This window comes from Longimicrobium sp. (assembly GCF_035474595.1).
Lineage (GTDB): Bacteria > Gemmatimonadota > Gemmatimonadetes > Longimicrobiales > Longimicrobiaceae > Longimicrobium.
The window spans coordinates 85,989-108,315 of the sequence record NZ_DATIND010000044.1 but is presented as its reverse complement, the minus strand read 5'-3'; the positions used below and the strand labels follow the sequence as shown (position 1 = coordinate 108,315).

At 73.5% G+C, this 22,327-nt stretch carries 18 protein-coding genes; 8 read left to right on the top strand and 10 right to left on the bottom strand.

All coding sequences use genetic code 11. The annotated features are described in order from the left end of the window. The first annotated feature begins 134 nt into the window (after positions 1-134). From VLK66_RS07385 to pdeM, 6 genes are all read left to right on the top strand, one after another. Positions 135-2,741: a ligase-associated DNA damage response DEXH box helicase gene (locus VLK66_RS07385; RefSeq protein WP_325308743.1), complete on the top strand. Its 2,607-nt coding sequence runs from the start codon at positions 135-137 to the stop codon at positions 2,739-2,741. A gap of 581 nt (positions 2,742-3,322) precedes the next feature. Then, positions 3,323-3,997 carry a vWA domain-containing protein gene (locus tag VLK66_RS07380; protein WP_325308742.1) on the top strand — a complete coding sequence of 225 codons (675 nt, stop codon included), beginning with the start codon at positions 3,323-3,325 and terminating at the stop codon, positions 3,995-3,997. Beyond that, entirely contained in the window at positions 3,994-4,767 is a 774-nt protein-coding gene (locus VLK66_RS07375; protein ID WP_325308741.1) for a PP2C family serine/threonine-protein phosphatase, read from the top strand. Before VLK66_RS07380 ends, VLK66_RS07375 begins: the two co-directional genes overlap by 4 nt. Beyond that, positions 4,760-6,652: an energy transducer TonB gene (locus VLK66_RS07370; protein ID WP_325308740.1), complete on the top strand. Its 1,893-nt coding sequence runs from the start codon at positions 4,760-4,762 to the stop codon at positions 6,650-6,652. The genes VLK66_RS07375 and VLK66_RS07370 overlap by 8 nt, the downstream gene beginning before the upstream one ends. Beyond that, positions 6,649-8,640 carry a hypothetical protein gene (locus VLK66_RS07365; protein ID WP_325308739.1) on the top strand — a complete coding sequence of 664 codons (1,992 nt, stop codon included), beginning with the start codon at positions 6,649-6,651 and terminating at the stop codon, positions 8,638-8,640. The genes VLK66_RS07370 and VLK66_RS07365 overlap by 4 nt, the downstream gene beginning before the upstream one ends. A gap of 11 nt (positions 8,641-8,651) precedes the next feature. After that, a complete protein-coding gene (gene pdeM, locus VLK66_RS07360; protein WP_325308738.1) occupies positions 8,652-9,308 on the top strand; it encodes a ligase-associated DNA damage response endonuclease PdeM in 657 nt (218 codons plus the stop codon). Positions 9,309-9,424: 116 nt separating this feature from the next. On the opposite strand, the gene VLK66_RS07355 is transcribed toward pdeM, so the two are convergent. Further along, positions 9,425-9,820 carry a hypothetical protein gene (locus VLK66_RS07355; RefSeq protein ID WP_325308737.1) on the bottom strand — a complete coding sequence of 132 codons (396 nt, stop codon included), beginning with the start codon at positions 9,818-9,820 and terminating at the stop codon, positions 9,425-9,427. 745 nt (positions 9,821-10,565) lie between these two features. Here VLK66_RS07355 and VLK66_RS07350 point away from each other — a divergent pair. Beyond that, positions 10,566-11,462 (top strand): diacylglycerol kinase family protein, encoded by an 897-nt coding sequence (locus VLK66_RS07350; protein WP_325308736.1) that lies wholly within the window; start codon positions 10,566-10,568, stop codon positions 11,460-11,462. Between the two features lie 81 nt (positions 11,463-11,543). On the opposite strand, the gene VLK66_RS07345 is transcribed toward VLK66_RS07350, so the two are convergent. Next, positions 11,544-12,038, bottom strand: a complete 495-nt coding sequence (locus VLK66_RS07345) for a hypothetical protein (RefSeq protein WP_325308735.1) — start codon at positions 12,036-12,038, stop codon at positions 11,544-11,546. A 22-nt stretch (positions 12,039-12,060) separates the two neighbouring features. Beyond that, on the bottom strand, positions 12,061-13,854 hold the full coding sequence (locus VLK66_RS07340) for a PDZ domain-containing protein (protein WP_325308734.1): 1,794 nt from the start codon (positions 13,852-13,854) through the stop codon (positions 12,061-12,063). Between the two features lie 314 nt (positions 13,855-14,168). Between VLK66_RS07340 and VLK66_RS07335 the strand changes: the two genes are divergently transcribed. Continuing rightward, entirely contained in the window at positions 14,169-15,713 is a 1,545-nt protein-coding gene (locus VLK66_RS07335) for an aminoacyl--tRNA ligase-related protein (RefSeq protein WP_325308733.1), read from the top strand. A 383-nt stretch (positions 15,714-16,096) separates the two neighbouring features. Here the strand turns inward: VLK66_RS07335 and VLK66_RS07330 are convergent, their stop codons facing one another. The 7 genes from VLK66_RS07330 to VLK66_RS07300 form a co-directional block, all read right to left on the bottom strand. Beyond that, the gene (locus tag VLK66_RS07330; protein WP_325308732.1) at positions 16,097-16,774 is read right to left on the bottom strand and encodes a hypothetical protein; all 678 of its coding nucleotides are present in this window, start codon (positions 16,772-16,774) and stop codon (positions 16,097-16,099) included. Continuing rightward, positions 16,771-18,309 (bottom strand): DUF4173 domain-containing protein, encoded by a 1,539-nt coding sequence (locus tag VLK66_RS07325; protein WP_325308731.1) that lies wholly within the window; start codon positions 18,307-18,309, stop codon positions 16,771-16,773. The genes VLK66_RS07330 and VLK66_RS07325 overlap by 4 nt, the downstream gene beginning before the upstream one ends. After that, the gene (locus VLK66_RS07320) at positions 18,306-19,493 is read right to left on the bottom strand and encodes an NAD(P)/FAD-dependent oxidoreductase (RefSeq protein ID WP_325308730.1); all 1,188 of its coding nucleotides are present in this window, start codon (positions 19,491-19,493) and stop codon (positions 18,306-18,308) included. The genes VLK66_RS07325 and VLK66_RS07320 overlap by 4 nt, the downstream gene beginning before the upstream one ends. After that, complete coding sequence (locus VLK66_RS07315) at positions 19,490-20,206, bottom strand: hypothetical protein (RefSeq protein ID WP_325308729.1); 717 nt, start codon at positions 20,204-20,206, stop codon at positions 19,490-19,492. The genes VLK66_RS07320 and VLK66_RS07315 overlap by 4 nt, the downstream gene beginning before the upstream one ends. A 245-nt stretch (positions 20,207-20,451) precedes the next feature. After that, a complete protein-coding gene (locus tag VLK66_RS07310; protein WP_325308728.1) occupies positions 20,452-21,174 on the bottom strand; it encodes a di-trans,poly-cis-decaprenylcistransferase in 723 nt (240 codons plus the stop codon). A gap of 39 nt (positions 21,175-21,213) precedes the next feature. Continuing rightward, positions 21,214-21,531, bottom strand: a complete 318-nt coding sequence (locus VLK66_RS07305) for a transcriptional regulator (protein ID WP_349260493.1) — start codon at positions 21,529-21,531, stop codon at positions 21,214-21,216. Positions 21,532-21,568: 37 nt separating this feature from the next. After that, positions 21,569-22,186, bottom strand: coding sequence for a hypothetical protein (locus VLK66_RS07300; protein WP_325308726.1), 618 nt, complete (start codon positions 22,184-22,186; stop codon positions 21,569-21,571). Positions 22,187-22,327 lie beyond the last annotated feature (141 nt).

The window sequence follows — 22,327 nt, the reverse complement described above, 5'->3', positions numbered from 1 at the left end:
TCAGTTCTCGCGATCGACGACAACGGCCCAATCGTTGCCTCCGCGACAGAGTGGACGCGCCATCCATCCCCCCTGATCACCGTGGATTCGGATCGGGCGCTGAAGCTCATCATCTCCCGCGAGGAACGCAGCCCGTGCCCCGCTCCGCCGCCGCCGCCCGCCGCACCGCACCTCCGCCGGCCGATCCGCTCGCGCCGGCGGCGGAGTGGTTCGCGGGGCGCGGGTGGGAGCCGTTCGCGTTCCAGCGCGAGGTGTGGGAGGCGTACCTGGCCGGCGAAAGCGGGCTGATCCACGCCGCCACGGGCACGGGGAAGACGTACGCCGCGTGGATGGGGCCGCTGCTGGAGTGGGTCCGCGAGAGCGCCGGCGGGCCCGACATCCGCCCCGCGCCGCCGCTGCGCGTGCTGTGGATCACCCCGCTCCGCGCGCTCGCCGCCGACACCGAAGAGGCGCTCCGTCTCCCCCTGCGCGAGCTGCGCATCCCCTGGACGCTGGAGCCGCGCACCGGCGACACCCCCGCCAGGGTCCGCGCGCGCCAGCGCACGCGCCTGCCCACCGCGCTCATCACCACGCCGGAGAGCCTGTCGCTCCTCCTCTCCCAGCCCGATGCCCAATCGCTGTTCGCCGACCTGCGCGCGGTGATCGTGGACGAGTGGCACGAGCTGATGGGCACCAAGCGCGGCGTGCAGACGGAGCTGGACCTGGCGCGCCTCCGCCACTGGCGCCCGGATCTGCGCACGTGGGGATTGTCGGCCACCATCGGCAACCTCCCCGAGGCGCTGGAGACGCTGCTCGGCGCGGGACCGCGCACGGGCGCGTCGCGCATCGTCCGCGGCTTCGTCCCCAAGACGGTGGTCGTCGATTCCCTCATCCCGCCGGAGATCGAGCGCTTCCCCTGGGCCGGCCATCTGGGGACGCAGATGCTCCCGCAGCTGCTCGACGTCCTCGACGCCGCGCAGAGCGCCATCGTCTTCACCAACACCCGCTCGCAGACGGAGATCTGGTTCCAGGCGATCCTCGCCGCCCGCCCCGAATGGGCCGGCGAGATCGCCCTCCACCACGGCTCGCTGGACCGGAAGACGCGCGACTTCGTGGAGGCCGGCCTGCGCTCCGGCCGCCTCCGCTGCGTCGTCGCCACGTCGTCGCTGGACCTGGGCGTCGACTTCTCCCCCGTCGACCGCGTGCTGCAGGTGGGGAGCCCCAAGGGCGTCGCGCGGCTGCTGCAGCGCGCGGGGCGCAGCGGCCACCGGCCCGGGGTGGAGAGCCGCGTCACCTGCGTCCCCACGCACTCGCTGGAGCTGATCGAGGTGGCCGCCGCGCGCGACGGGGTGGAGGCGGCGGCGGTGGAGAGCCGTCTCCCGGTCGAGCGGCCGCTCGACCTGCTCGCGCAGCACGTGGTGACCATCGCCATCGGCGGCGGCTTCCGGCGCGACGAGCTGCTGGCCGAGGTGCGCACCACCCGCGCCTACGCCGGGCTGCTGGACGACGAGTGGGACTGGGTGATGGACTTCGTGACCCGCGGCGGCGACGCGCTGCAGGCGTATCCCGAGTTCCAGCGGGTGGTCGAGCGCGAAGGCCTCTACACGGTCGAGAACCGGCAGGTCGCCAAGCGCCACCGGATGGCGATCGGGACCATCGTGAGCGACGCCGCCATCACCGTGCAGTATCTGCGCGGCGCGCGGCTGGGGACGGTGGAGGAGAGCTTCATCGCGCGGCTGAAGCCCGGGGACCGCTTCGTCTTCTCGGGGAAGCCGCTGGAGTTCGTGCGCGTGCGCGACATGAAGGCGTGGGTGCGCCGCGCCCCCGCGAAGGGCGCCTACATCCCGCGCTGGATGGGGAGCCGGATGCCGCTGTCGACGGAGCTGGCGGCGGCGCTGCGGCGGCGGCTGGAAGAGGCGGCGCACGGACGCTTCCGCGGGCCGGAGATGGAGGCGGTGCGCGCGATCCTGGACGTGCAGGCGCGCTGGTCGCACATCCCCGACGCCGACGAGCTGCTGATCGAGCGGGTGAAGACGCGCGAGGGGCACCACCTCTTCTTCTTCCCCTTCGAGGGCCGTCTTGTCCACGAAGGACTGGCGGCACTGCTGGCGTACCGCATCTCGCGCCTGAAGCCCATCTCCTTTACCATGGCGGCCAACGACTACGGGATCGAGCTGCTGTCGCCCGACCCCGCGCCGCTGGAAGACGCGCTGGCCGCCGGGCTGCTGCGCCCCGAGAACCTGTTCGACGACGTGCCCGCGTCGCTCAATGCGACGGAGATGGCGCGGCGGCAGTTCCGCGAGATCGCGCGCGTGGCCGGGCTGGTGTTCCAGGGCTTCCCCGGCGCCAACAAGAGCACGCGGCAGATCCAGGCCAGCAGCGGGCTGTTCTTCGACGTGTTCACCCGCTACGACCCCGGCAACCTGCTCGTGAGCCAGGCCCACCGCGAGGTGCTGGAGCGGCAGCTGGAAAGCAGCCGGCTGGGGCGCACGCTGGAGCGCCTGGCCGAGAGCCGCGTGGTGATCACCGACCCCGCGCGCACGCCGCCGCTCGCCTTTCCGCTGCTGGTGGACCGCACCCGCGAGGCCGTTACCAGCGAGTCCATCGCCGACCGCGTGCGGCGCATGCAGGTGGCCCTGGAGCGCTACGCCGACGAGGGCGACACCGGCGGCCGCGGCGACATCAGGAAGAAGCCGCCCGCGCAGCGCGTGCGCCCGGGCGGCAGCGGGCCGACGACGACGAAGCGGCCGAAGAAGAAGTAGATCGCCCCATCTCCCGCATCCGCGTTCACATCGCCGTTCGAACGTTCAGAATGTCGCCCCTCCGAACGTTCATCTCCCGGCCAAGGTATCCTCCGGGAACTCACCGAGGACGATCGAGGAGCAGCTCGCAACCCGGAACCGGCTCGGCTCGTATTGCAGAGCCGTAGACCCGCGCCGGCCCGGTCAGGCGAATGGAATTCGCCAGCAACAACGGCACGAAGTCCCTGCGGGACTGCCGCCACGTATCCGGGCGACGAGCCAAAGCCTCTTCCGCGATGAGCTCTCCCTCCCCCGCGGAGCGGGCGGAGGGGCCGGGGGACGGGGCCAGCCAGGCGGGCAGGATGCATCCTAAAGTCGCGGTGATGTGTCCGCGCCGGGTGCGGTGAGGGTTTTGCACGATTGGCGGCATCGGCCCGAACATCCGGCCGCCGCGCCGTCGGGAGATGGCGATGCGAGGCTGGCGGCCGCCTCGCGGAAACGCTTGTGTTTTCAACGGATTCGGGCGAAATTCGACGGCCCGGCGCGCGCCGCCCCGCCGGGTCCGCCGCGCCCCACCACCGGGACATGGAGGTCCCTTTCCTATGTCGCTGCTCGCGAAGCTGGAAGACGCCGTCGAGTTCGCCGAGAACCCCGAGCCGCGCTGCCCGTGCGTGCTCCTGCTCGATACGTCCGGCTCCATGCAGGGCGCCCCGCTGGACGCCATGCTCGCCGGCCTCGAGGCCTTCCGCTTCGACCTGGCCGTGGACCCGCTGGCCGCGCGCCGGGTGGAGGTGGCCGTGGTCGCGTTCGACAACCGCATCCGCGTGGTGCAGGACTTCGTGAGCCCCGACCGCTTCGACATCCCCTTCCTGAACGCCGAGGGGATGACGCACATCGGCGCGGCCATCGAGAAGGCGCTGGAGATGGTGGAAGAGCGCAAGCAGCGCTACCGCGCCTACGACGTGGCCTACTACCGCCCCTGGATCTTCCTGGTGACCGACGGCGAGCCGCAGGGCGAGCCCCCCGAGGCCGTGGAGCGCGCCACGCAGCGCCTGCGCGAGGCCGAAACGAAGAAGCAGGTGGCCTTCTTCGCCGTGGGAGTCGAGAACGCCAACATGGAGGCGCTGGCCAGGATCGCCGTGCGCCAGCCGCTGCGGCTGAAGGGGCTGGACTTCCGCGAGATGTTCGTGTGGCTGTCGCGCAGCATGCAGTCGGTGGCGCACTCGCGGCCCGACGAGACCATCAAGCTGGCGCCCACCGGGTGGGCCGAGCTGTGAGCCCGTCCGTCGCCGCGCCGGCGGCCGCGTGGCGCGTGCTGGGCGCCTCGGTGCGGGGCACCAGCCACGCGCGCACCGACCTTCCCTGCCAGGACGCGCACGCCTGGCGCCGCCTTCCCGGCGGCGCGGTGGCCATCGCCGTGGCCGACGGCGCGGGGTCGGCGGCGCACGCCGAGGCGGGGGCGCGGGCGGCGGCGCGGGCGGCGGTCGACTCGCTCGTCTCCTCTTCCCCGGCCGTTGCGGAGGGGGACTGGACCACCGCGCTGGACCACGCGATGGGCGCCGCCCTCGTCGCGGTCGAGGCCGAGGCTAGGGCGCGCGGGGTGGAGATCCGCGAGCTCTCCACCACCCTCATCGCCTGCGTGGTGACGGGGGATGCGGTCGCGGTGGCGCAGGTGGGCGACGGCGCGGTGATCGCCGCCGACGGCGAGGGAATGCGCGCGCTGACCGCGCCCACCAGCGGCGAGTTCGCCAACGAGACCGTCTTCCTGACCTCCGCCGGCGCGGTGGACGCGGCGCAGCGGGCCACGTGGCGGGGCAGCGCCCTCCACCTGGCCATCTTCACCGACGGCCTGCAGGGGCTGGCGCTGAAGCACCCCGCGCGCACGCCGCACGAGCCCTTCTTCGCCCCGCTCTTCGCCTTCGCGGCCGGGCAGCACGACGCGCGCACGGGCGAGGAGCAGTTGGCGGAGTTCCTGGCCGGGCCGCGGGTGGCCGCGCGCTCGGACGACGACCTGACCCTGGTCCTGGTGACGCGCGACCATGGCTGACCTGGCCCTCGCCCCGCACGCGCTGATGCTGCGCCGCCGCTCCGACGGCGCGCCGCTGGCGCTGGACCCCGCGCTGGAGATCGGCGTGGGGGGCGAGGCGCGCGTGCTGGGCCTGCCGGGCGACGCGTCCCTCGTGGCCAAGCTGTACCACGACCCCACCCTGGCGCGCGCCCGCAAGGTGGCGCGGATGATCGACGTGCCGCCCGCGCTGCCGCCCGGCGTGTCGATCGCCTGGCCCACGGACCTGCTGACCGACCTGAACGGCGGCCGCTTCGCCGGCTTCCTGATGCCGCGCGCCGAGGGGCCGCGCATCTTCGAGTTCTACAACCCCATCTCGCGCCGCCGCACCGCGCCGCTCTTCGACTACGCCTGGCTGCACCGCGCCGGACGAAATCTCGCGGCGGCGTTCGACGCGCTGCACGCCGCCGGCTACGTGGTCGGCGACGTGAACGAGAGCAACATCCTGGTCTCGCCGCGCGACGCGGCGGTCACGCTGGTGGACGCCGACTCGTTCCAGGTGCGCGACCCGCTCGGCCGCATCGTGCACCGCTCGGGCGTGGGGAAGGCGGAGTTCACCCCGCCGGAGCTGCAGGGCGCGCGCTTCGCCGACGTGGACCGCACGCCCGAGCACGACCGCTTCGGACTGTCCGTCCTCCTCTTCCTCCTGCTGATGGAGGGAACGCACCCGTACGCCAGCCGCCTGGGCGACGGGGGCGAGATCCCGCCGGTGGAGGAGCGCATCTCGCGCGGGCTGTTCCCCCACGCGCGGCCCGACGACGAGTGCCGCCCGCCGCGGCTGGCGCCGCCGTTCTGGTCGCTGGACCCCGCCGTCCGCGTGCTGTTCATGCGCTGCTTCGTGGCCGCGCACGCCGACGCGGGGCAGCGCCCGTCCCCGGCGGAGTGGCTGGCCGCGCTGGAGACGGCCGAGGCGCGGCTGGTGACCTGCCGGGCCAACCCGCGCCACCGCTTCGGGCCGCACATCGACTTCTGCCCCTGGTGCCACCGCGCGCGGCTGCTGCAGGGGCGCGACCCCTTCCCCGCCACGGTCGACCTGGCCCGCGCGCACGACACGCCGCGGCCGGCGCCGCGCCCGCGCCCCGCGCAGCTTGCGCACGCGCAGCCGTACGCGCCCCACCCGCCCGCGGCGCCGTTCGCGCCCGCCGCGCCCGCCGTTCCCGCGCAGCCGCCGCTGGTGGTGCGCGCCGCGCGCATGGGAATGCAGCGCGCGTACGCCACGCTTCCCGCGTGGGCGCAGCCGGCGTTCGGGCCCGCGGCGATGGGCAACCCGCTGGTGTGGATGGCGCCCGCCGCGCTCACCTGCCTGTTCGGCGCCACCGGCGGCGTGCGCATGGCGGGGCTGATGATCTTCTTCCTGGCGCTCCGCCGCGTGTTCAGCGGCGGCGTGCGGCTGCGCGGGGCCACGGTCGTCTGGGCCGTCATCCTCATGATCGCCTGGGCGGTGGTGGGCGGCGGCGCGCTCTCCGGCGCCTTCGCCCGCGACGACCTGGACGTCCCCGTCACCCCCATCGACTACCCGGCGATGCAGGACGGGAGCGGCGTGGGCGCGGTAACGGTGCCGGACCTGGACGCCGTCACGACGGAAGCGCCCCGCCTGCTGAACCGCGACGCGGTCTCGGCCATGGTCGCCCGCCGCTACCCCGCCGTGCTGCGCGACGCGGGGATCGCGGCCGACGTGCGGGTGCGCTTCCTGGTGCGCGACGACGGGTCGCCCGACGTGGGCACCCTCAGCATCATCGATGCGGGCGCTTCCGAGCTCGCCGGCCCCGCGGGCGACGTGGTGGCGGAGATGCGGTTCGACCCCGCCGTGTCGGGCGGGCGGACGATCGCGGCGTGGGTGGAAACCACCATCCGCTTCGCCCCATGACCGACGTGGCCCCGCCGCTCCTCCTCTTCCGCCGCCGCTCCACGCTGGAGCAGCTGGTGCTGGACCCCGCGCTGGAGATCGGCGCCGGGGGCGAGGCGGTCGTCTACCATCTTCCGCACGACCGCTCGCTGGTGGCCAAGGTCTACCACGACCCGGCCATCGAGCGCGCGCGCAAGCTGGGGCTGATGCTGGCCAATCCGCCCGCCATGCCGCGGGGGACGGCGATCGCCTGGCCGGCGGACCTGCTGCTGGGCGGCCGCGCCTTCGCCGGCTTCGTGATGCCGTTCGCCGAGGGGCCGCGCGTCTTCGAGTTCTACAACCCGGTCACCCGCCGCGCCCAGGCGCCCGGTTTCCACTTCGGCCTGCTGGTCCGCGCCGGGCGCAACCTGGCCGCGGCGTTCGACGCGCTGCACGCCGCCGGGTACGTGGTCGGCGACGTGAACGAGTCGAACATCCTGGTGGCCCCGTACGACGCGGCGGTCACGCTGGTGGACGCGGACTCGTTCCAGGTGCGCGATCCGGACGGCGCCGTCTTCCGCTCGCGCGTGGGGAAGCCGGAGTTCACCCCGCCCGAGCTGCAGGGAGTGAGCTTCGGCGAGGTGGACCGCGCGCCGGAGCACGACCGCTTCGGGCTGGCCGTCGTCCTCTTCCTCCTGCTGATGGAGGGGACGCACCCCTTCGCCGCGCGGATGGAGCCGGGGGCCGACGCGGCGCCGGTGGAGGACCGCATCCGCGACGGGCGCTTCCCGCACGCGCGGGACGACGACGACTGCCATCCCCCGCGCCTTTCCCCGCGCTTCGAGACGCTGGACGCGGAGATTCGCGGGCTGTTCCTGCGCGCGTTCGTGGACGGGCACGCGGACCCGGCGGCGCGCCCGTCCGCCGCGGAGTGGCGCGACGCGCTCGAGGCGGCCGAGGCGCGGCTGGCGCAGTGCGCGGCGAACCCGCTGCACCGCCATGCCGCGGGGCCGGAGGGGTGCCCGTGGTGCGAGCGCGCGCGGCTGCTGGGCGGGCGCGACCCCTTCCCCATCGGCATCCCCGCGGCGCCGCCGGTGCGCGCGCGGCGGCTTCCGCGCCCGGCGGCGGCGGCGCGCGCGGCATCGCCATCTCCCTCCGCCCCGGTCGTTTCGCCGTTCGGCGTGCGCCAGGCGCCGGCGCCGTTCGTTCCGCCCGCCGCGCCGCTCCCGGCCGTGTTCGGGCCGCGCGGGCTGCTGAACCCGGCCGTCATCATTCCCACCGCGCTGGTCATGCTGCTGTTCGGCGGGACGGTGACGGTACTGGGGCTCCTGGGGCTGCTGTGGTCGGCCTACGCGCTCACCGACGCGCGCTTCCGCCAGTTCCAGTGGCCCACGGCGTTGACGGGGCTGATGATGGCGATCCTGGCGGCCACGATCCTCTCGCTCCCGCACGGCGGCTCGCGGGCAAAGCCGGCCTCGCCCGACTACACGCAGGTGGTGGTGCCGGCGGACGAGCCCGCGGCGGGCGAGCCGTCACCCGACGCCGCCACCGAGGCCGAGCTCCAGGGCCCGCCGATGGGACGGAGCTGGGAGGCGTACCTCCTTCCCGACGTGCGCTCGGAATCCGTCGCGCAGGCGCGCTACGGCGCCATCCCCCCGCTTCCCGACGACGGGGACGCGCCCATGCCCGCGGACGACGGCGGGACGCGCCTGCGCGAGATGGCCGACGTGCCGCGGCCGCCGCAGCTGAGCGACGACGCCACGGTGGCGCAGGCGCTGGCCGCCTTCGTCCGGGCCGGGAGCGCCACGCCGCCGCCCGTGTCATCCGCGGCCGACACCGTGGTGCTGTGGGTGCGGATCGGGGAGAACGGCCGCGTTCCGGAGGGGGGATGGCAGGTGATCTCGTCCACCAGCCACGCGGCGATGGACGCGGCGGCGGCCACCGTGCCCTACCTGCGCTACCTTCCCGCGGAAGACGAAACGGGGAAGGTGAGCGTGTGGGCGGCGCAGCGGATGGTGATCGAACCCTGAGGACGGCGGCGGTGGGAGACCTGGAAACCACGGTGGCGGGCGAGCGCGTGCTCCTGCTGGCGGAGCGCGCGCTCTTTCGTCCGTTGACGGGGGAGCTGCTGGTGGCGGACCCGCACTGGGGGAAGGCGGCGGCGTTCCGCGCGGCAGGCGTCCCCGTTCCCGGTGGCACCACCGCGGAGGGGCTGGAGCGGCTGACGCGGGCGCTGGAGCGCACCGGCGCCGCGAAGCTGGTGATCCTGGGCGACCTCTTCCACGCACGCTCGTCGAAGCAGCCGGCGACCCTCGACACCGTCCGCGCGTGGCGCGACCGCCACGCAGCGCTGCCGGTGACGCTGATCCGCGGCAACCACGACCGCCACGCCGGCGACCCGCCCGGCGAGCTGGGCATCGACTGCTGCGAGGCGCCCTGCGCGGCGCTGCCCTTCCTCCTCGCCCACCATCCCTTCGAGGCGGAGGCGGGGTACGTCCTCGCCGGGCACGTGCACCCGTCGGTGACGCTGCGGGGGGCGGGACGCCAGCGCGAGCGCCTGCCGTGCTTCCACTTCGGCGCGCGCGTGGGCGTCCTTCCCGCGTTCGGCGCGTTCACGGGCACGGCGGACGTGGCCGTCGAGCCGGGGGACCGGGTGTTCGTGGTCGCAGGCGACCAGGTGCTGCGCGTGGGCGGCTGATGCGTCCTCGCGGGGGACACGAAGGCGCGGAGGACGTGGTGTCCCCCGCGCCTTCGCGCGGCCCCGCTGTATGATTGTCCTGCCGTCCGGCCGTCCTGCCGGCGATTCTCAGCCGGTCAGCTCGCCCTGCGCGTGCCGTACTCGGCGCGGAGCTCGGCCACCCAGCGCGGGCGCGAGCGGCCGGTGGCGTCGTAGCCGCGCGCCAGGCAGTCGAGCACGCAGTCGCTGACCTCGCGGCGCGGGTCCGGCGACAGGTCGTGCGTGATCACCACCAGCGCGGCCGACGCGTCCTGGTACGTCACCTCCGCCGAGGGCAGGGCGGCGTACTGCAGGTACCACTTGCGCAGGCGGCGCAGCGTGGGCGAGTAGGGAGCGGTGCCCATCAGGAACTTCTTCAGTCCCGTGGGGCTCATCCCGATCTCCCGCGCCACGCCGCGCAGCGAGGTGTTGTCCACGCGCGCGGCGGCCATCTCGCGCAGGTGCTGCACGGTGGCCTCTCTGGAGTGGGGCACGGGGCTCGTCGTCTCATCCATCGTTCGGTCCTCCCATCGGTGCTGGAGCGGGGCCTGGGTCCTTCGGAGCTACTTCGGTGTATCTTCGGTAAAGATAATCCCGAAGATTACCCGAATCAAGTCTCTGCTCCGGCTGTAAACGTGTGCTCGGCGTGCACTTAGAAGCTTTTCCACAAGCCTGTGCGGCGGGCCCGTCTCCCAACTGTATGCGGCGGCGATGTTTGCGCGGTGGCGGGAGAAGGGCGCACGCCCAAACATCCGCGTTTCCGGATCCGGATCTCGGGCGAACGTTCAAACCGTGGACGGCCGCCGGGGATCGAAGCGGAGGCGAAGGTGCCCCCGTGCGGCGCGAAGAGGGCGGGGAGAGATCGGTGTGGACGGGATTCGGTGGGCGGAAGAAATCGTCCGCTCCCCGGCTGGGTCTCTCCCCGGCCTCTTCCTCGCTGCGAAGGAAGGGGAGAACTCAGCGTTGGATTGGCGGTTGCGCGCGGACTCCGGCCCTCGCGCCCTCTCCGGCCGGCTTAGGCCGTCCACCTCTCCCGTACCGGGAGAGGTAGCTGGATGGGATCTGCGCTGGGCGCCGCCATCGTGCCCGCCCGGCTAACTTCAGAGCGCGCGCGGATGCTTCCGTGGGCCTCGCGTCACGCAGAAGCCTGAAGAGGGCTCGCGTCGGCGGATGTGGCGGCGCAGCTTATCTATCCGTCGAAACTGCCTCTCTTTACATCTCCCGAATCTCATTCTCCTCATGCAGCGCTTTTACGCGATCGTGAACCCCGTGGCGGGGCGTGGGGCGGCCGTGCGGGCGTGGGAGGTCGTGCGCGGGGTGCTGGCGCAGGCGGGCGCGGAGGTGGAGATGGTGCAGACGCGCGGGCATGGCGACGCCATCGCGCTCGCGGAGGCGGCGGCGCGCGCGGGGTGGCCCGCCATCCTCGCGCTCGGCGGCGACGGGACGGTGCACGAGGTGGCGAACGGCATCCTCCGCGCCTCCGATGGCGGCGCGCCGGCGGCGGCGATGGGGATCGTGCCGGTGGGAAGCGGGAACGACTTCGCGCTGCTGGCGGGGCTCGCGCGCGACCCCGCCGAGGCGGCGCGACGGATCACCTCGCGCGGCGAGCGGCGGGTGGACGTGGGGCGCGTGGACGGGACGTGGTTCACCAACGGGGTGGGCGTCGGCCTCGATGCGCGCGTGGCGGTCGAGGCCAACCGCGGCCGTCGCGGCCGCGGCATCGGCATCTACCTGTGGGCGCTCGCGCGGGTGCTGCGCTCCTTCCGCCCGCCGGTGATGCGCGTGGAGATCGACGGCGAGGTCATCGAGCGGCCGCTGACGCTGGTCACCGTCGGCAACGGCGGGCGGCACGGCGGCGGGTTCTGGATCTGCCCCGATGCGCGCATCGACGACGGCGCGCTGGACGTCTGCGTCTGCGACGGGCTGTCGCGGATGCGCATCCTCGGCTTCCTCCCGCGCACGCTGCGCGGCACGCACGTGGGCGCCAGCTGCGTGCACATGCGCCTGGCCCGCCGCGTCCGCATCACCAGCGACACCCCGCTCCCCGTGCACGCCGACGGCGAGATCCTGTACGAGGACGCGCGCGAGATGGAGATCGAGATCGTTCCCGGAATCCTTCGGCTCCTCGGGGGATGAAACGATGGCTCACGCGGAGACGCGGAGGTGCATGGGCGAGCACCTCCGCGCCTCCGCGTCTCCGCGTGAGATCCAGCGATGTCAGGGATAGACGAGAACGGCCTGCATGCGCCGCAGGTTCGCACCGGGGAAGCGGCCGCGCGCGGAGGCGAGGACGCGCAGCGCCTGCTCGCGGGTGGCGCCGGCGTAGACGGCCAGGAACGCCGTCCGCTCCGCCACGCTGGTGTAGGTGATCCCGCTCTCCTCGTCGTCCGCGCTCTGGTCGACGTCGCACTCGAAGCGCTGCGAGAACACCTTGCGCCCCGGGAACAGCGCCTGCGCCGCCACTCGCTCGCGCTCGGCGATGGAGCAGCGCGGCCCGCTCCGCAGGATCACCGCGTAGAACGGCTCCGAGCGGAACTCGGCGCGCGCCACGCTGTCGCGCGGAAGCACGAACGGCAGCTCGTTCGGCCTGAATCCCCGCGCGCACGGACGCGCCGGGTCCGCGCACACCTGCCCCGCGCGCTGCGCATCCGCCCCGCTCGCGACGGCGAGCAGCGCAACGGCGGCGATGGAGATGGCGAGCGTCCGCTTCATTGCGAATCCCTCCTCTTGGCGGTCACGGCGTCGCATCCAGCCAGCGCTGGCGCATCTGGCGCTGGCGCGGCGAGACTGCCGGCAGGTCGGTCAGGGTGACGGCGCGGCGCGAGTAGCTCCCGATCTCCACGTCCGCCCGGACCGGGTGGCCGGCGCGGAGGACGTCGACGCGGACGCGGCTGCCGACGCGGAGGGCGCGCACCGTGGTTCGGAACGCGCGCGTGTCGCCGATCGGCACGCCGTCGAGCGCGACCACGCGGTCGCCCGTGTGCAGGCCCGCGCGCGCCCACGTTCCGCGCGCGTCGGTGATGATCAGCGCGAGATGCGGCTCGCCGGGCGGGAGATACGACCAGACGCGCAGGTCCGGGAGCGGCTCGCCCGCGGGGCCGCGCACCGGCTCCAGCGCCATCCGCGCGCGCAGCCCCAGCGGGCGCAGGTAGGCGTCGAAATCCAGCAGCTCCGCGGCGCGCACGTGCCGGCCGAAGAAGCGATGGAGGCTGCATCCGCAGACCGACGAGGCCGTGCGCTCCACGTCGGCGCCGGCGAAGCCCGCGGGTCCGGCGTGGCGCGCGTACATCGTCCGCATCACGTCGTCCATCCCGCGGCGGCCGCCGGTGGAGTCGCGGACCACCAGCTCCAGCGCGGCGGCGAGGAGCTGGCCCTGCAGGTAGTGGTCGCCGCGGTAGTCGCCGTCGGCGCCGGGCGGATCGTCGGCCGTCCAGCTCGCGCGCTCCGGCGAGATGCGCGCGAAGCCGGGATCGTCCAGGTAGCGCGACAGCTGCTCGCGGAGCGCCTCCAGCCGCGAGGGCGCGTCCGGCAGCAGACCGGCGCGGCGCAGGACCAGGTCCGCGAAGTACATCGTCACCCCCTCGCTCCACCACAGCTCGCGCGTCCGCGCCGGCGGGCGGTGGCTCAGCCCGCCCCATCCGGCCGGGCGCAGCCGCACCAGGTTCCACGTATGGAAGTATTCGTGCGCCGCGGAGAGGAGGAAGTCCGAGCGGTCGCCGGCCAGCTCGGCGCTGGGCGCGCCGAGCGTGGTCGAGGTGGCGTGCTCCAGCCCGCCGTACGCGCCGTCCCGCAGCAGGAACGCGAAGCGGCGATACGGCAGCGCGCCGAAGACGGAGCGCGACTGCTCCACGATCTTCCGCAGCGCGTCCACCAGCGCCGTGGTGTCGAAGGGGGCGGCGCCGGGGAGGGGCCAGTACACCACGTCGTGCGGCACGCCGTCCACCGCGAACCGCCAGCGCCGCAGGCGGCCGACGAGGATGGGGCCGTCCATCACCTCCGCGAACTTCGTGGCGCGCCACGCGTTCGCGGCCGCGGCCGGCTCCATCCCCGTCGCCGCGTCCCAGCCGGCGGGAAGGCGCAGCGCGACGGTCGACGCCGCATCTTCATCCCCCAGCAGGTACATGAAGCTGTGCGGCCCGCCCACGAGGCCGCCGGTCGGCGCCAGGAACGGGACCCAGGAGGGCCGCGCGCCGTCGGCGGGCGGGGGAAGCTCGATGCGGTAGCGCACCGTCACCTCGCCGCCGGGGGCGACGATGCGCCACACCGCGCTGTCCTCGCGCACGACCGCGGCGGCGCCGGAGCGGCCCTCGGCGCGGAGGTCGCGCACCTGGCGCCGGAAGCGCTCGTCGTACTCGGGGTGCGCCGCCATCGCCAGGCGCAGCGTGTCGGGGGCGTGGTGGATGCGCATCTCCACCGCGTACCCGGAGAGGTCGGCGGAATCCACCGCCAGCGCGTAATCCACCGTTACCCGCTGCGCCGCGGCGGACGCCGGGAGGATCGCGATCAGGAAGGCGCAGGCGAGCTTCATCGGCAGAATGGGAAGATGGAGGGCGGGGAGAGAGAGGACGGTCGACGGGGGATGGACAACGGTACGCCGCCTGCCGCGCCGAAGGCAACCATCATCGAGGAACGACGGCGGCTCTCCGTTTCCTCCGTTCCCTCCGCGTGATGCCCTTCGTTGGGGATTCGATTCCGCGGTCCGGTCCGACGGGAATCATCCCCAGCTTTACTTGCGGCGAACCGCGCCGCGATGGTATGCTTGCCGATACTCGTCCTTCCGCCCCGACGCGGAGGACGTTTTGTGTCTCCGGCATTCATCCCGATTTCCGACGGCAGGGCACCGTGGCAGAGCAGACGAAGGGCGGCACCGCGCAGCGCACCGCCATCACCCCCACGCGCGACGAGGACTACGCGCAGTGGTACCAGGCCGTGGTCCGCGACGCGGACGTGGCCGAGATGAGCCACGTGCGCGGGTGCATGGTCATCAAGCCGTGGGGCTACGGCATCTGGGAGCAGCTGCAGCGCACGCTGGACCGCGAGATCAAGAAGGCCGGCGCCGTGAACGCGTACTTCCCGCTCTTCATCCCGCTCAGCTACCTGGAGCGCGAGGCCGCGCACGTGGAAGGCTTCGCCAAGGAGATGGCGGTGGTCACGCACCACCGCCTGGAGGCGCGCGACGGCAAGCTGGTGCCCACCGGCGAGCTGGCCGAGCCGCTGATCGTGCGCCCGACGTCGGAGACGATCATCGGCGAGAGCATGGCGGACTGGGTGCAGAGCTACCGCGACCTGCCGCTGCTGCTGAACCAGTGGGCCAACGTGGTGCGCTGGGAGCTGCGCCCGCGCGTGCTGCTGCGGACGACGGAGTTCCTGTGGCAGGAGGGGCACACCGCGCACGCCACGCACGACGACGCCATGGAGTACACGCTCCGCATCCTGCACGAGGTGTACACCAAGGTGGTGGAAGAGGACCTCGCCGTGGCCGTCATCCCCGGCGAGAAGACGCCGGGCGAGCGCTTCCCCGGGGCGGAGAACACGTACTGCATCGAGGCGATGATGCAGGACGGGCGCGCGCTGCAGGCCGGCACCAGCCACTACCTGGGGCAGAACTTCGCGAAGGCGTTCGGCATCTCCTTCCAGAGCGCCGAGGGCGGCACCGAGCACGCCTTCACCACCTCGTGGGGCGTCTCCACCCGCCTGATCGGCGCGCTGGTGATGACGCACGCCGACGACAACGGCCTGCGCGTGCCGCCGCGCGTGGCCCCGCACCAGGTGGTCATCGTCCCCATGCTGCGCAAGGACGGCGGGGAAGAGGTGCTGGCCTACGCCCGCCGAGTGGCCGACGAGGTGCGCGCGCAATCGTTCGCGGGCGGCCGGCCGGTCGAGGTGCTGGTGGACGACACGCTGTACGAGGCGCGCGACAAGAAGTGGAAGTGGGTGAAGCGCGGCGTGCCCGTGCTGCTGGAGCTGGGCCCCAAGGACATGGCGAACGACGGCGTGAGCTACCTGCGCCGCGACCGCGGGCCCACCGAGTACGTGCGCGGCGGGCGCGGGGAGTTCGTGGCCGGCGTCGGCGCGCTGCTGGACGAGATCCAGACCGGATATCTGGAGCAGGCGCGCGCCTTCCAGCGGGCCCGCACCCGGCGCGACATCACCACCTTCGAGGCGTTCCAGGCCTTCTTCGCCGAGGCCGGCAACGAAGCGGCGGCGTCGGAGCAGCCCGGCTTCGTGGTGGCCAAGTGGTGCGGCGACGCGGCGTGCGAGGAGAAGGCGCGCGACCTGGGCGTCACCATCCGCTGCCTGCCGTTCGAGCAGAGCGGCACCGAGAGCGCCTGCGTCATCGACGGCCGCCCCGCCACCACCGACGCGGTGTTCGCCCGGGCGTACTGACGGCGCTGGGAGATGGAGATGCAGAGACGCCGGCAGCGGATTGCGCTGCCGGCGTCTTTGTTTTAGGAGATGGAGGTTTCCTAGCGGGGGAGGCGAAAAATGCGACTAAAGTCGCGGCTACAACGGCACGCAGTCCGCCTTCGCGGACATCACATCCGCGCGGGTCCGGCATGAGCGCGAATCCGCATCATCCCCGTCCCCACACCATCCCCCGAAGAAGTCATCCTGATAGGCGTCCCCAGCGGGCGGAACCAGCGTCCGAGCCGAACAGCCTCGCGCAGTTTGCGAGGCTTCCCGTAGTTGTTGCTGCGGCTTCAGCCGCCGGTGAGGAAGCCAGATCGCGCGCTTCTATTCAGCCGGCCACGCCGCAACCCTCTTTCGCCTCACTCGCTCCCCGGCCCCGAACAGCTGGCCGTGTACCATCGCCCGCCGATCGAGCGCAGGTCGCGGCACTGGAACGCCGCGTCGTTCTTCACCCCGTCGGAGTAGAAGAGGTCGGAGCCGAAGAGCTCGCCGCTCTGGAAGACGATGCCGCCGTCCACCACCCGGGGCCTGCCGAGATTCCGCCTCCGCGCCTCCGCGCGGAGGGCCAGCTGCGCTTCGTCGAGCCGGCCGTCGGGCGGCGCGGGGCGCCACTCCGCGCGGACGCGGGCGGCGAGCGCGTCCAGCTCCACGGCGTGGGTGGAGACGTACGCCTCCGTTCCCACCCGCCCGGCGGCAGGCAGCAGCGCGACGGCGGCAACGAAGGTGGCGATGGCGACCAGCATCGCGCGCAGGTCGTCGCGGGTGCGCTGGCTCACGGCGACGATGAAGAGGACCAGGCCGCCGATGCCGAACAGGAACAGCCACGAGCCCACTATCCCCAGGTACTGCCCCTCCCCGATCCAGCGCTCCATCAGCACGAACGGCAGCGGCAGCAGCGCGCCGGTGACGCACACCGCCGTGGCGCCGGCGCGCGTGCGGCGGACGACGCGCGCGCGGTCCGCGAGGCTCGCGGAGACCGGGGAAGGCGCGGGACCGGGCGGGAGCAGCGCCAGCACGGGCGCGGAGGCGGCGCTCATCGGGCGGCCACCCGCGCCGGGCACATCGCGCGCAGTGCGGCGGCGCGGGCGTGCACGGCTTGCACGGCGCGCGCGCGGCCCAGGCTCCACGCGCGCCAGTCCTCGTCCGCGCCGCTCCAGTCGCGCAGCAGCCGGCCGGCCACGGCGCAGCGCCCGTCCGCGGGAACGGCGTCCAGCCGCGCCAGCAGCCCGGGAACGGCGTCGCCGCTCAGCGAGGCGGCGTACAGCGCGTCGAAGCGCACCGGCGACTCGTGGCGCGAGGCGTTCACGCGCACGATCAGCGCGTCGGGGCTGGCCACGTGCAGCAGCACGATCATCTCCACCCCCGCCGTCAGCGCGCCGAAGGCGAAGCGCTCGCGACGGCCGCGCAGCACCGTCCACGCGAACCACCCCAGCACCGCCGCCAGCCAGAGCATGAACGCGGTGGTGTACACGCGCAGCTCGGTCAGCCCGTACGCGGATAGGTACAGCCCCATCCGGTGCAGCCCCGAGGCGATGATCACGAACACCAGCCCCACCATCACCCCCGCCACGATGCGGAACACCCGCTCGGCGCGCGGCTCGGCCCTGCGCAGCACCCAGTGCATCCCGATCAGCAGCGGCAGCACCAGCGTGGCCACGGCGCACAGCTCGAAGAAGCCGCGCCGCGCGTACTCGCTGAAGGTGCCCGTCCCCGGCGCCAGCAGGTTCTGGTAGCTGCCGAAGAAGTGCGGGAGCTGGAGCACCACGAAGGCCAGGAAGAGCAGGTCCAGCAGCCCCAGCACCGTGGCGACCTCCACGATCCCCAGCGACGGTGGATCGGAGGGCGCCGGGGCGGCGATCTCCTTCGGCTGCGGGCGCAGCACCAGCCCGCGCAGCACCCCCGCGGCCACCCACGCGAACACCAGCGCCAGCACGATGTGCGAGGTGGCGAGCGGGACGTCGAGGTTGAAGGTGGCGGAGACGAGCGAGTCGAACGCCGCGTCGGCCGCCATCAGCAGCGACCCGAACAGCAGCAGCAGCGGCAGGGCGATGGCGACCCCGCGCGCGGCCGACAGCGCGTGGCGCGTCCACCCCTCGCGCGGCAGCTCGCCCCACTTCACGTCGCGGAAGAGGAGCGGCGCCGCGCCGAACGTGGCCTGGAACAGCGAATCCGCCAGCCCGGCGCAGTAGCGCGCCAGCCCGGCCACCCGCACGCTCCCGCCGCTCGAGCGATACACGGCCAGCCCCAGGACCACGAACAGCGCGGTGAGGTCCAGCATCTTCAGCGTGGGCGAGTCTCGCCACGCCATCAGCGCGGAGACGGAGAGCGCGACGGGAATCCACTCCGTCACCGCATCTTCCGTCTCCGCCCAGCGCTGCAGCGACGCGGCGGCCACCACGAGCGCGGCGGTCCACAGCGCGATGTTCAGCCCCCACGGCACGGGCCGCAGCAGCCCGTCGCCCAGCGCGCCCAGGGCCAGGGCGGCGGCCGCGACGCCCAGGCCGTGGCGGGTGCGCGTGCTCACCGGCGGCTGGGCGATGGCCGCGGCGGCGGGAAGGACGGATTCGCTCATGCGACGGAAGCCTCCTGCGCGCGCCCCGTCTTCACGGAACGCGGGGTGATGGGGGTGATGCCGCGCTCTTCGCCCGTGTCCGGGAACGAGCCGCGGCCGAAGAAGACGTGCGATGCGAGGGGACGCAGCAGCGGCGACCGCAGCGCCGCGATGGCGATCTCTGCCGCGAGCGGGGAGCGGACGGCCGCGAGCGCGCGCCGCAGCAGCAGCCGCGAGCGGAAGCGCCGCCGGAACGCGCCGCCGGAGTAAGCGGTGAGCGACGCCTCGTCCCCCGTCGCGATGAAGTCCGCGGCGACGCGCGCGGCCAGGGCGGAGAGGCGGATGCAGGGGTCCAGTCCCCCGGCGGTGAGGGGGGATACCGCGCCGGCCGCGTCGCCCACCAGCAGCCCGCGCGGCGACGCGATGCGCGGGAGCACGCCGCCCACGGGGATGCGCCCGCCGCGCCGCTCGTCCGCCATCTTCCCGCGCAGCCCGAAGCGGTCCTCCACGCGCTCGCGGAACCGGCGCAGCGCGTCCGCGGGCTGGAAGCGCGCCGCGTAGCCGCCCACGCCCAGGTGTACCTCCTCTCCGTCGGCCACCACCCAGGCCAGGTAGCCGGGCGCCAGCTCGGGATCCAGCCAGCAGTGGAAGCACGGCGGGCCATCGGTGGAGACGCGGAAGACTTCCTCGACGCCCACGATCCACTCGCGGTTCACGCTCAGACCCAGCGCCGGGGCCACGCGCGACGCCGCGCCGTCCGCACCGACGACCAGGCGCGCGCGGGCGCTCCATCCCCGCCCGCCGGTCTCCAGCACCACCACCGAGTGCGTCCCGTCGTCCAGCAGCCCGGCGAAGCGCGTCCCGGGCGCCCACTCGACGCCCGCGGCGACGCAGGAGTCCAGCATCCGCCCGTACAGCGCGCCCATGCGGCCCACGCGGTACTCGGTGCGCGCGCTCTCCAGCGGCAGCGCGCGGCCGCGGGGGGAGTAGAGGACGACGTGGCGCACGGGCGGCCCCAGGCAGTCCTCGGGGAGGTCGAAGTCCTCCAGCGTGCGCCGGACGAAGATCCCGGTGGTGTGAACGGACCGGTCCAGCGCGGTCTTCTGGTCGACCAGGAGGACGCGCTGCCCGCGCCCGGCCAGTCGGCGGGCCGTCTCCAGCCCCGCCAGCCCGGCGCCGATCACGACGACGTCGTACGTGCTCATCCGCGCACCGCCGGGCTGGGCGACGAATCGGCCAGGCGGAAGGGGACGGGGCGATGCAGGAAGCTGTTCTCGTGGCCGATCAGCAGCCGGGTGACGGGATCGGCCTCGGTGAGGAGAAGCTCGGGCGCTCGCATGGCGGCCGGCACCTCGAAGACCAGCGAGGTGGTGTACGACTCCCCGGGCCGCAGCGCGCGGGAGAGCGGCGCCTGCGCGCCCCATTCCGTCTCCAGCGCCCGCAGCCCTTCGGCGGAGGGCGCGTAGGAGCGGCCGGCCGCGTCCACCAGCCGCGCGGCGCGGGGATTGGGCGTGAGCGGCGCGTCCCCGCGGCGGGGAGAGGTGGTGCCCGGGTCGAACCACACCTTCAGCGTGACCACCTCGAACGCGCCGTCCGCCGGCGTGCCGCCGAGCGAGCCGACGCGCCGCGAGCCGACGACGGCGTAGGCGAGATGGCAATCGAGCTCGCAGAAGTACTTCGCGTTCCCCGGCTCCACCTGGCGCGCGCCGCTGGCGAGCGAGAAGGCCGCCAGCGCCGCGACGTACGCCGCCGCGATCCCGCCGCCCGCCATCGCCACCCGCCCGGCCGCGAACCGGTTGCGCCGCGCCAGCAGGATCACAGCCGCGACCGCCAGCGCCGCCAGCGCCGCCGCGGTCCCCAGGAACGCGAGCACCGAGAGCGGCGCGCTGCTGCCGACGAAGTTGAAGAGCGGTTGCATTGGACCGGCTGTCGGTGAAGGTGAACTGAAGTCCTAAGTGCTGAGTGTTGAGTGCTGAGTGCTGAGTGCTGAGTGCTGAGTGCTGAGTGCTGAGTGCTGAGTGCTGAGTGCTGAGTGCTGAGTTCTGGCGTGCGAAAATGCGACTGAAGTCGCGTTCTAAAACCGCACGCAGCCCGCCTTCGCGGACTTCACATCTCTGCGGGCCGGCGGCGGTGCGCGCCTCACGCACTTCCGCACTTCCGCACTCACGCACTTTTCTCCATTACCCGCCCGAACCGCCGTTCGCGGTGGTGGAACTCGGCGACGGCCTCGGCGAGCGCGGCGGCGTCGAAGTCCGGCCACTGGCGCGGGGTGAAGTACAACTCGGCGTAGGCGCACTCCCAGAGCAGGAAGTCGCTCAGGCGCTGCTCGCCGCCGCTGCGGATCAGCAGGTCCACGTCGGGCGCGGGCTCGGCGGCGCCGGCGGCGGTGCCCAGGAGCGCGGCGAACTCGCCGCGCTCCACCTCGCGACCGGCGGCCAGGGCGGCGGCGCGGACAAGGGCGTCGCGCGCGGAGTAGTCGATGGCCAGGCGCAGATGGAGGCGGTGGCCGCCCGCCGTGGCCTCCTCCGCGCCGGCGATGGCGCGCGCGAGGACGTCGGGAAGGCGGTCGCGGCGGCCGATGACCGTCAGGCGCACGCCGTTCTCGATCAGCTTCGCCGTCTCGCTGGCCAGGTACGAGCGGAAGAGCCGCATCAGCGCGCCCACCTCGCGCGGCGGGCGCTGCCAGTTGTCGGAGCTGAACGCGTACAGCGTCAGCGTGGCGATCCCCAGCCCCGGCGCGGCCTCGACAACCCGCCGCACCGCCCGTGCGCCGGCGCGGTGGCCCGCCACCCGCGGCAGCCCGCGCGCGGTGGCCCATCGCCCGTTGCCGTCCATGATCACGGCTGCGTGCAGCCCGCCTCTTCCCGCGCCTAAAGTGCTCTGCATCGTAAAGTGTCTGGTCAAAAAAAATGGCGATCCCACCCGTCAGCGGTCGCGGACGGCCTGGATGATCGCCTCCATGTGGTTCAGGTACGCCTCCAGCGCGCCGCGGCCGGAATCGGTCAGCCGGAACTCGGTGCGGGGGACGCGCCCCTCGAACTTCTTGGTGCACTCCACGTAACCGGCCTCCTCGAGCTTGCGCGCGTGCACGCTCAGGTTGCCGTCGGTCAGCGCCAGCATGTCCTTCAGCTCGTTGAACGCCAGCGAGTCGTTCACCGCCAGCGCGCTCACGATCCCCAGCCGCACCCGCTCGTGGATGAGCCGGTCCAGCTCCGGCGCGCCCGCCTCGGCGCCGCCGGCCACGCTGCGCAACGGGTCGGCCGCCGCCCTGCGTGCCGCGTCAGCCACCGTACCTCCTCGCGATCAGGGTTCCGAACACCGCGTGCAGCCCGCCGAACCCCACGGCCATGAACGCGTCGCCCCACCCCGCGGGCGCCAGCACCGCCGCGATCCCCACCAGCATCAGGCACCCACCCATCACCGGCACCACGCGGACCGAGTTGGTGCCCGCGGTGATGATCCCCGCGCCGTACAGCAGCAGCCACATCCCCGGCAGCACCCCGGTCATCCCCGCGCGGAACAGCACCAGGGTGAGGATGGCGCCCGCGATCAGCGGCGGGGCCAGCGAGAGGATGAACTTGCGCCCCGGGCCGGAGCGGATCGGCTCGCCCATCGCCCGCGCCTTCATGGCGGTGGTGACCACGCCGATGCCCATGGCCACGACGGCGGCCACGACCCACGTGGCCAGCCAGTTCTCGGGGCTGCTCTGGCGCGACGCCAGCCACGCCGCCAGCGCGCCGGTGACGCCGATCACCACCTGCCCCCAGCCGGAGACGGCGGTGAAGCTCCCCGCGCGCTCCATCGTCTGGCGGATGAAGCGGAGGTTGTCCATCGCGCGCTCGTGCAGCTCGAGCGGCGGCTCCTCCGGGGGTCTGCGGAACGGGATGTTCTTCGCCATGGTACCCGGATGATGCGACGGTTTCCGGCGCCTGTCAAGTGCTTTGCGATGTAAAGCAGATTTCGTGCCGGCGACGGTCCGATCAGGCAATCATCATCAACTCACAGAACCGCACAAAGACGTCATCCTGAGGCCGGCCAC

Excerpts from the sequence above, each read along its gene's own strand:
- VLK66_RS07320 (WP_325308730.1), bottom strand. The coding sequence starts at position 19,493 with ATGAGCACGTACGACGTCGTCGTGATCGGCGCCGGGCTGGCGGGGCTG.
- VLK66_RS07370 (WP_325308740.1), top strand. The coding sequence starts at position 4,760 with ATGGCTGACCTGGCCCTCGCCCCGCACGCGCTGATGCTGCGCCGCCGC.
- VLK66_RS07365 (WP_325308739.1), top strand. The coding sequence starts at position 6,649 with ATGACCGACGTGGCCCCGCCGCTCCTCCTCTTCCGCCGCCGCTCCACG.
- VLK66_RS07345 (WP_325308735.1), bottom strand. The coding sequence starts at position 12,038 with ATGAAGCGGACGCTCGCCATCTCCATCGCCGCCGTTGCGCTGCTCGCC.
- VLK66_RS07340 (WP_325308734.1), bottom strand. The coding sequence starts at position 13,854 with ATGAAGCTCGCCTGCGCCTTCCTGATCGCGATCCTCCCGGCGTCCGCC.
- VLK66_RS07330 (WP_325308732.1), bottom strand. The coding sequence starts at position 16,774 with ATGAGCGCCGCCTCCGCGCCCGTGCTGGCGCTGCTCCCGCCCGGTCCC.
- VLK66_RS07300 (WP_325308726.1), bottom strand. The coding sequence starts at position 22,186 with ATGGCGAAGAACATCCCGTTCCGCAGACCCCCGGAGGAGCCGCCGCTC.
- VLK66_RS07325 (WP_325308731.1), bottom strand. The coding sequence starts at position 18,309 with ATGAGCGAATCCGTCCTTCCCGCCGCCGCGGCCATCGCCCAGCCGCCG.
- VLK66_RS07315 (WP_325308729.1), bottom strand. The coding sequence starts at position 20,206 with ATGCAACCGCTCTTCAACTTCGTCGGCAGCAGCGCGCCGCTCTCGGTG.
- VLK66_RS07310 (WP_325308728.1), bottom strand. The coding sequence starts at position 21,174 with ATGCAGAGCACTTTAGGCGCGGGAAGAGGCGGGCTGCACGCAGCCGTG.
- VLK66_RS07380 (WP_325308742.1), top strand. The coding sequence starts at position 3,323 with ATGTCGCTGCTCGCGAAGCTGGAAGACGCCGTCGAGTTCGCCGAGAAC.
- VLK66_RS07350 (WP_325308736.1), top strand. The coding sequence starts at position 10,566 with ATGCAGCGCTTTTACGCGATCGTGAACCCCGTGGCGGGGCGTGGGGCG.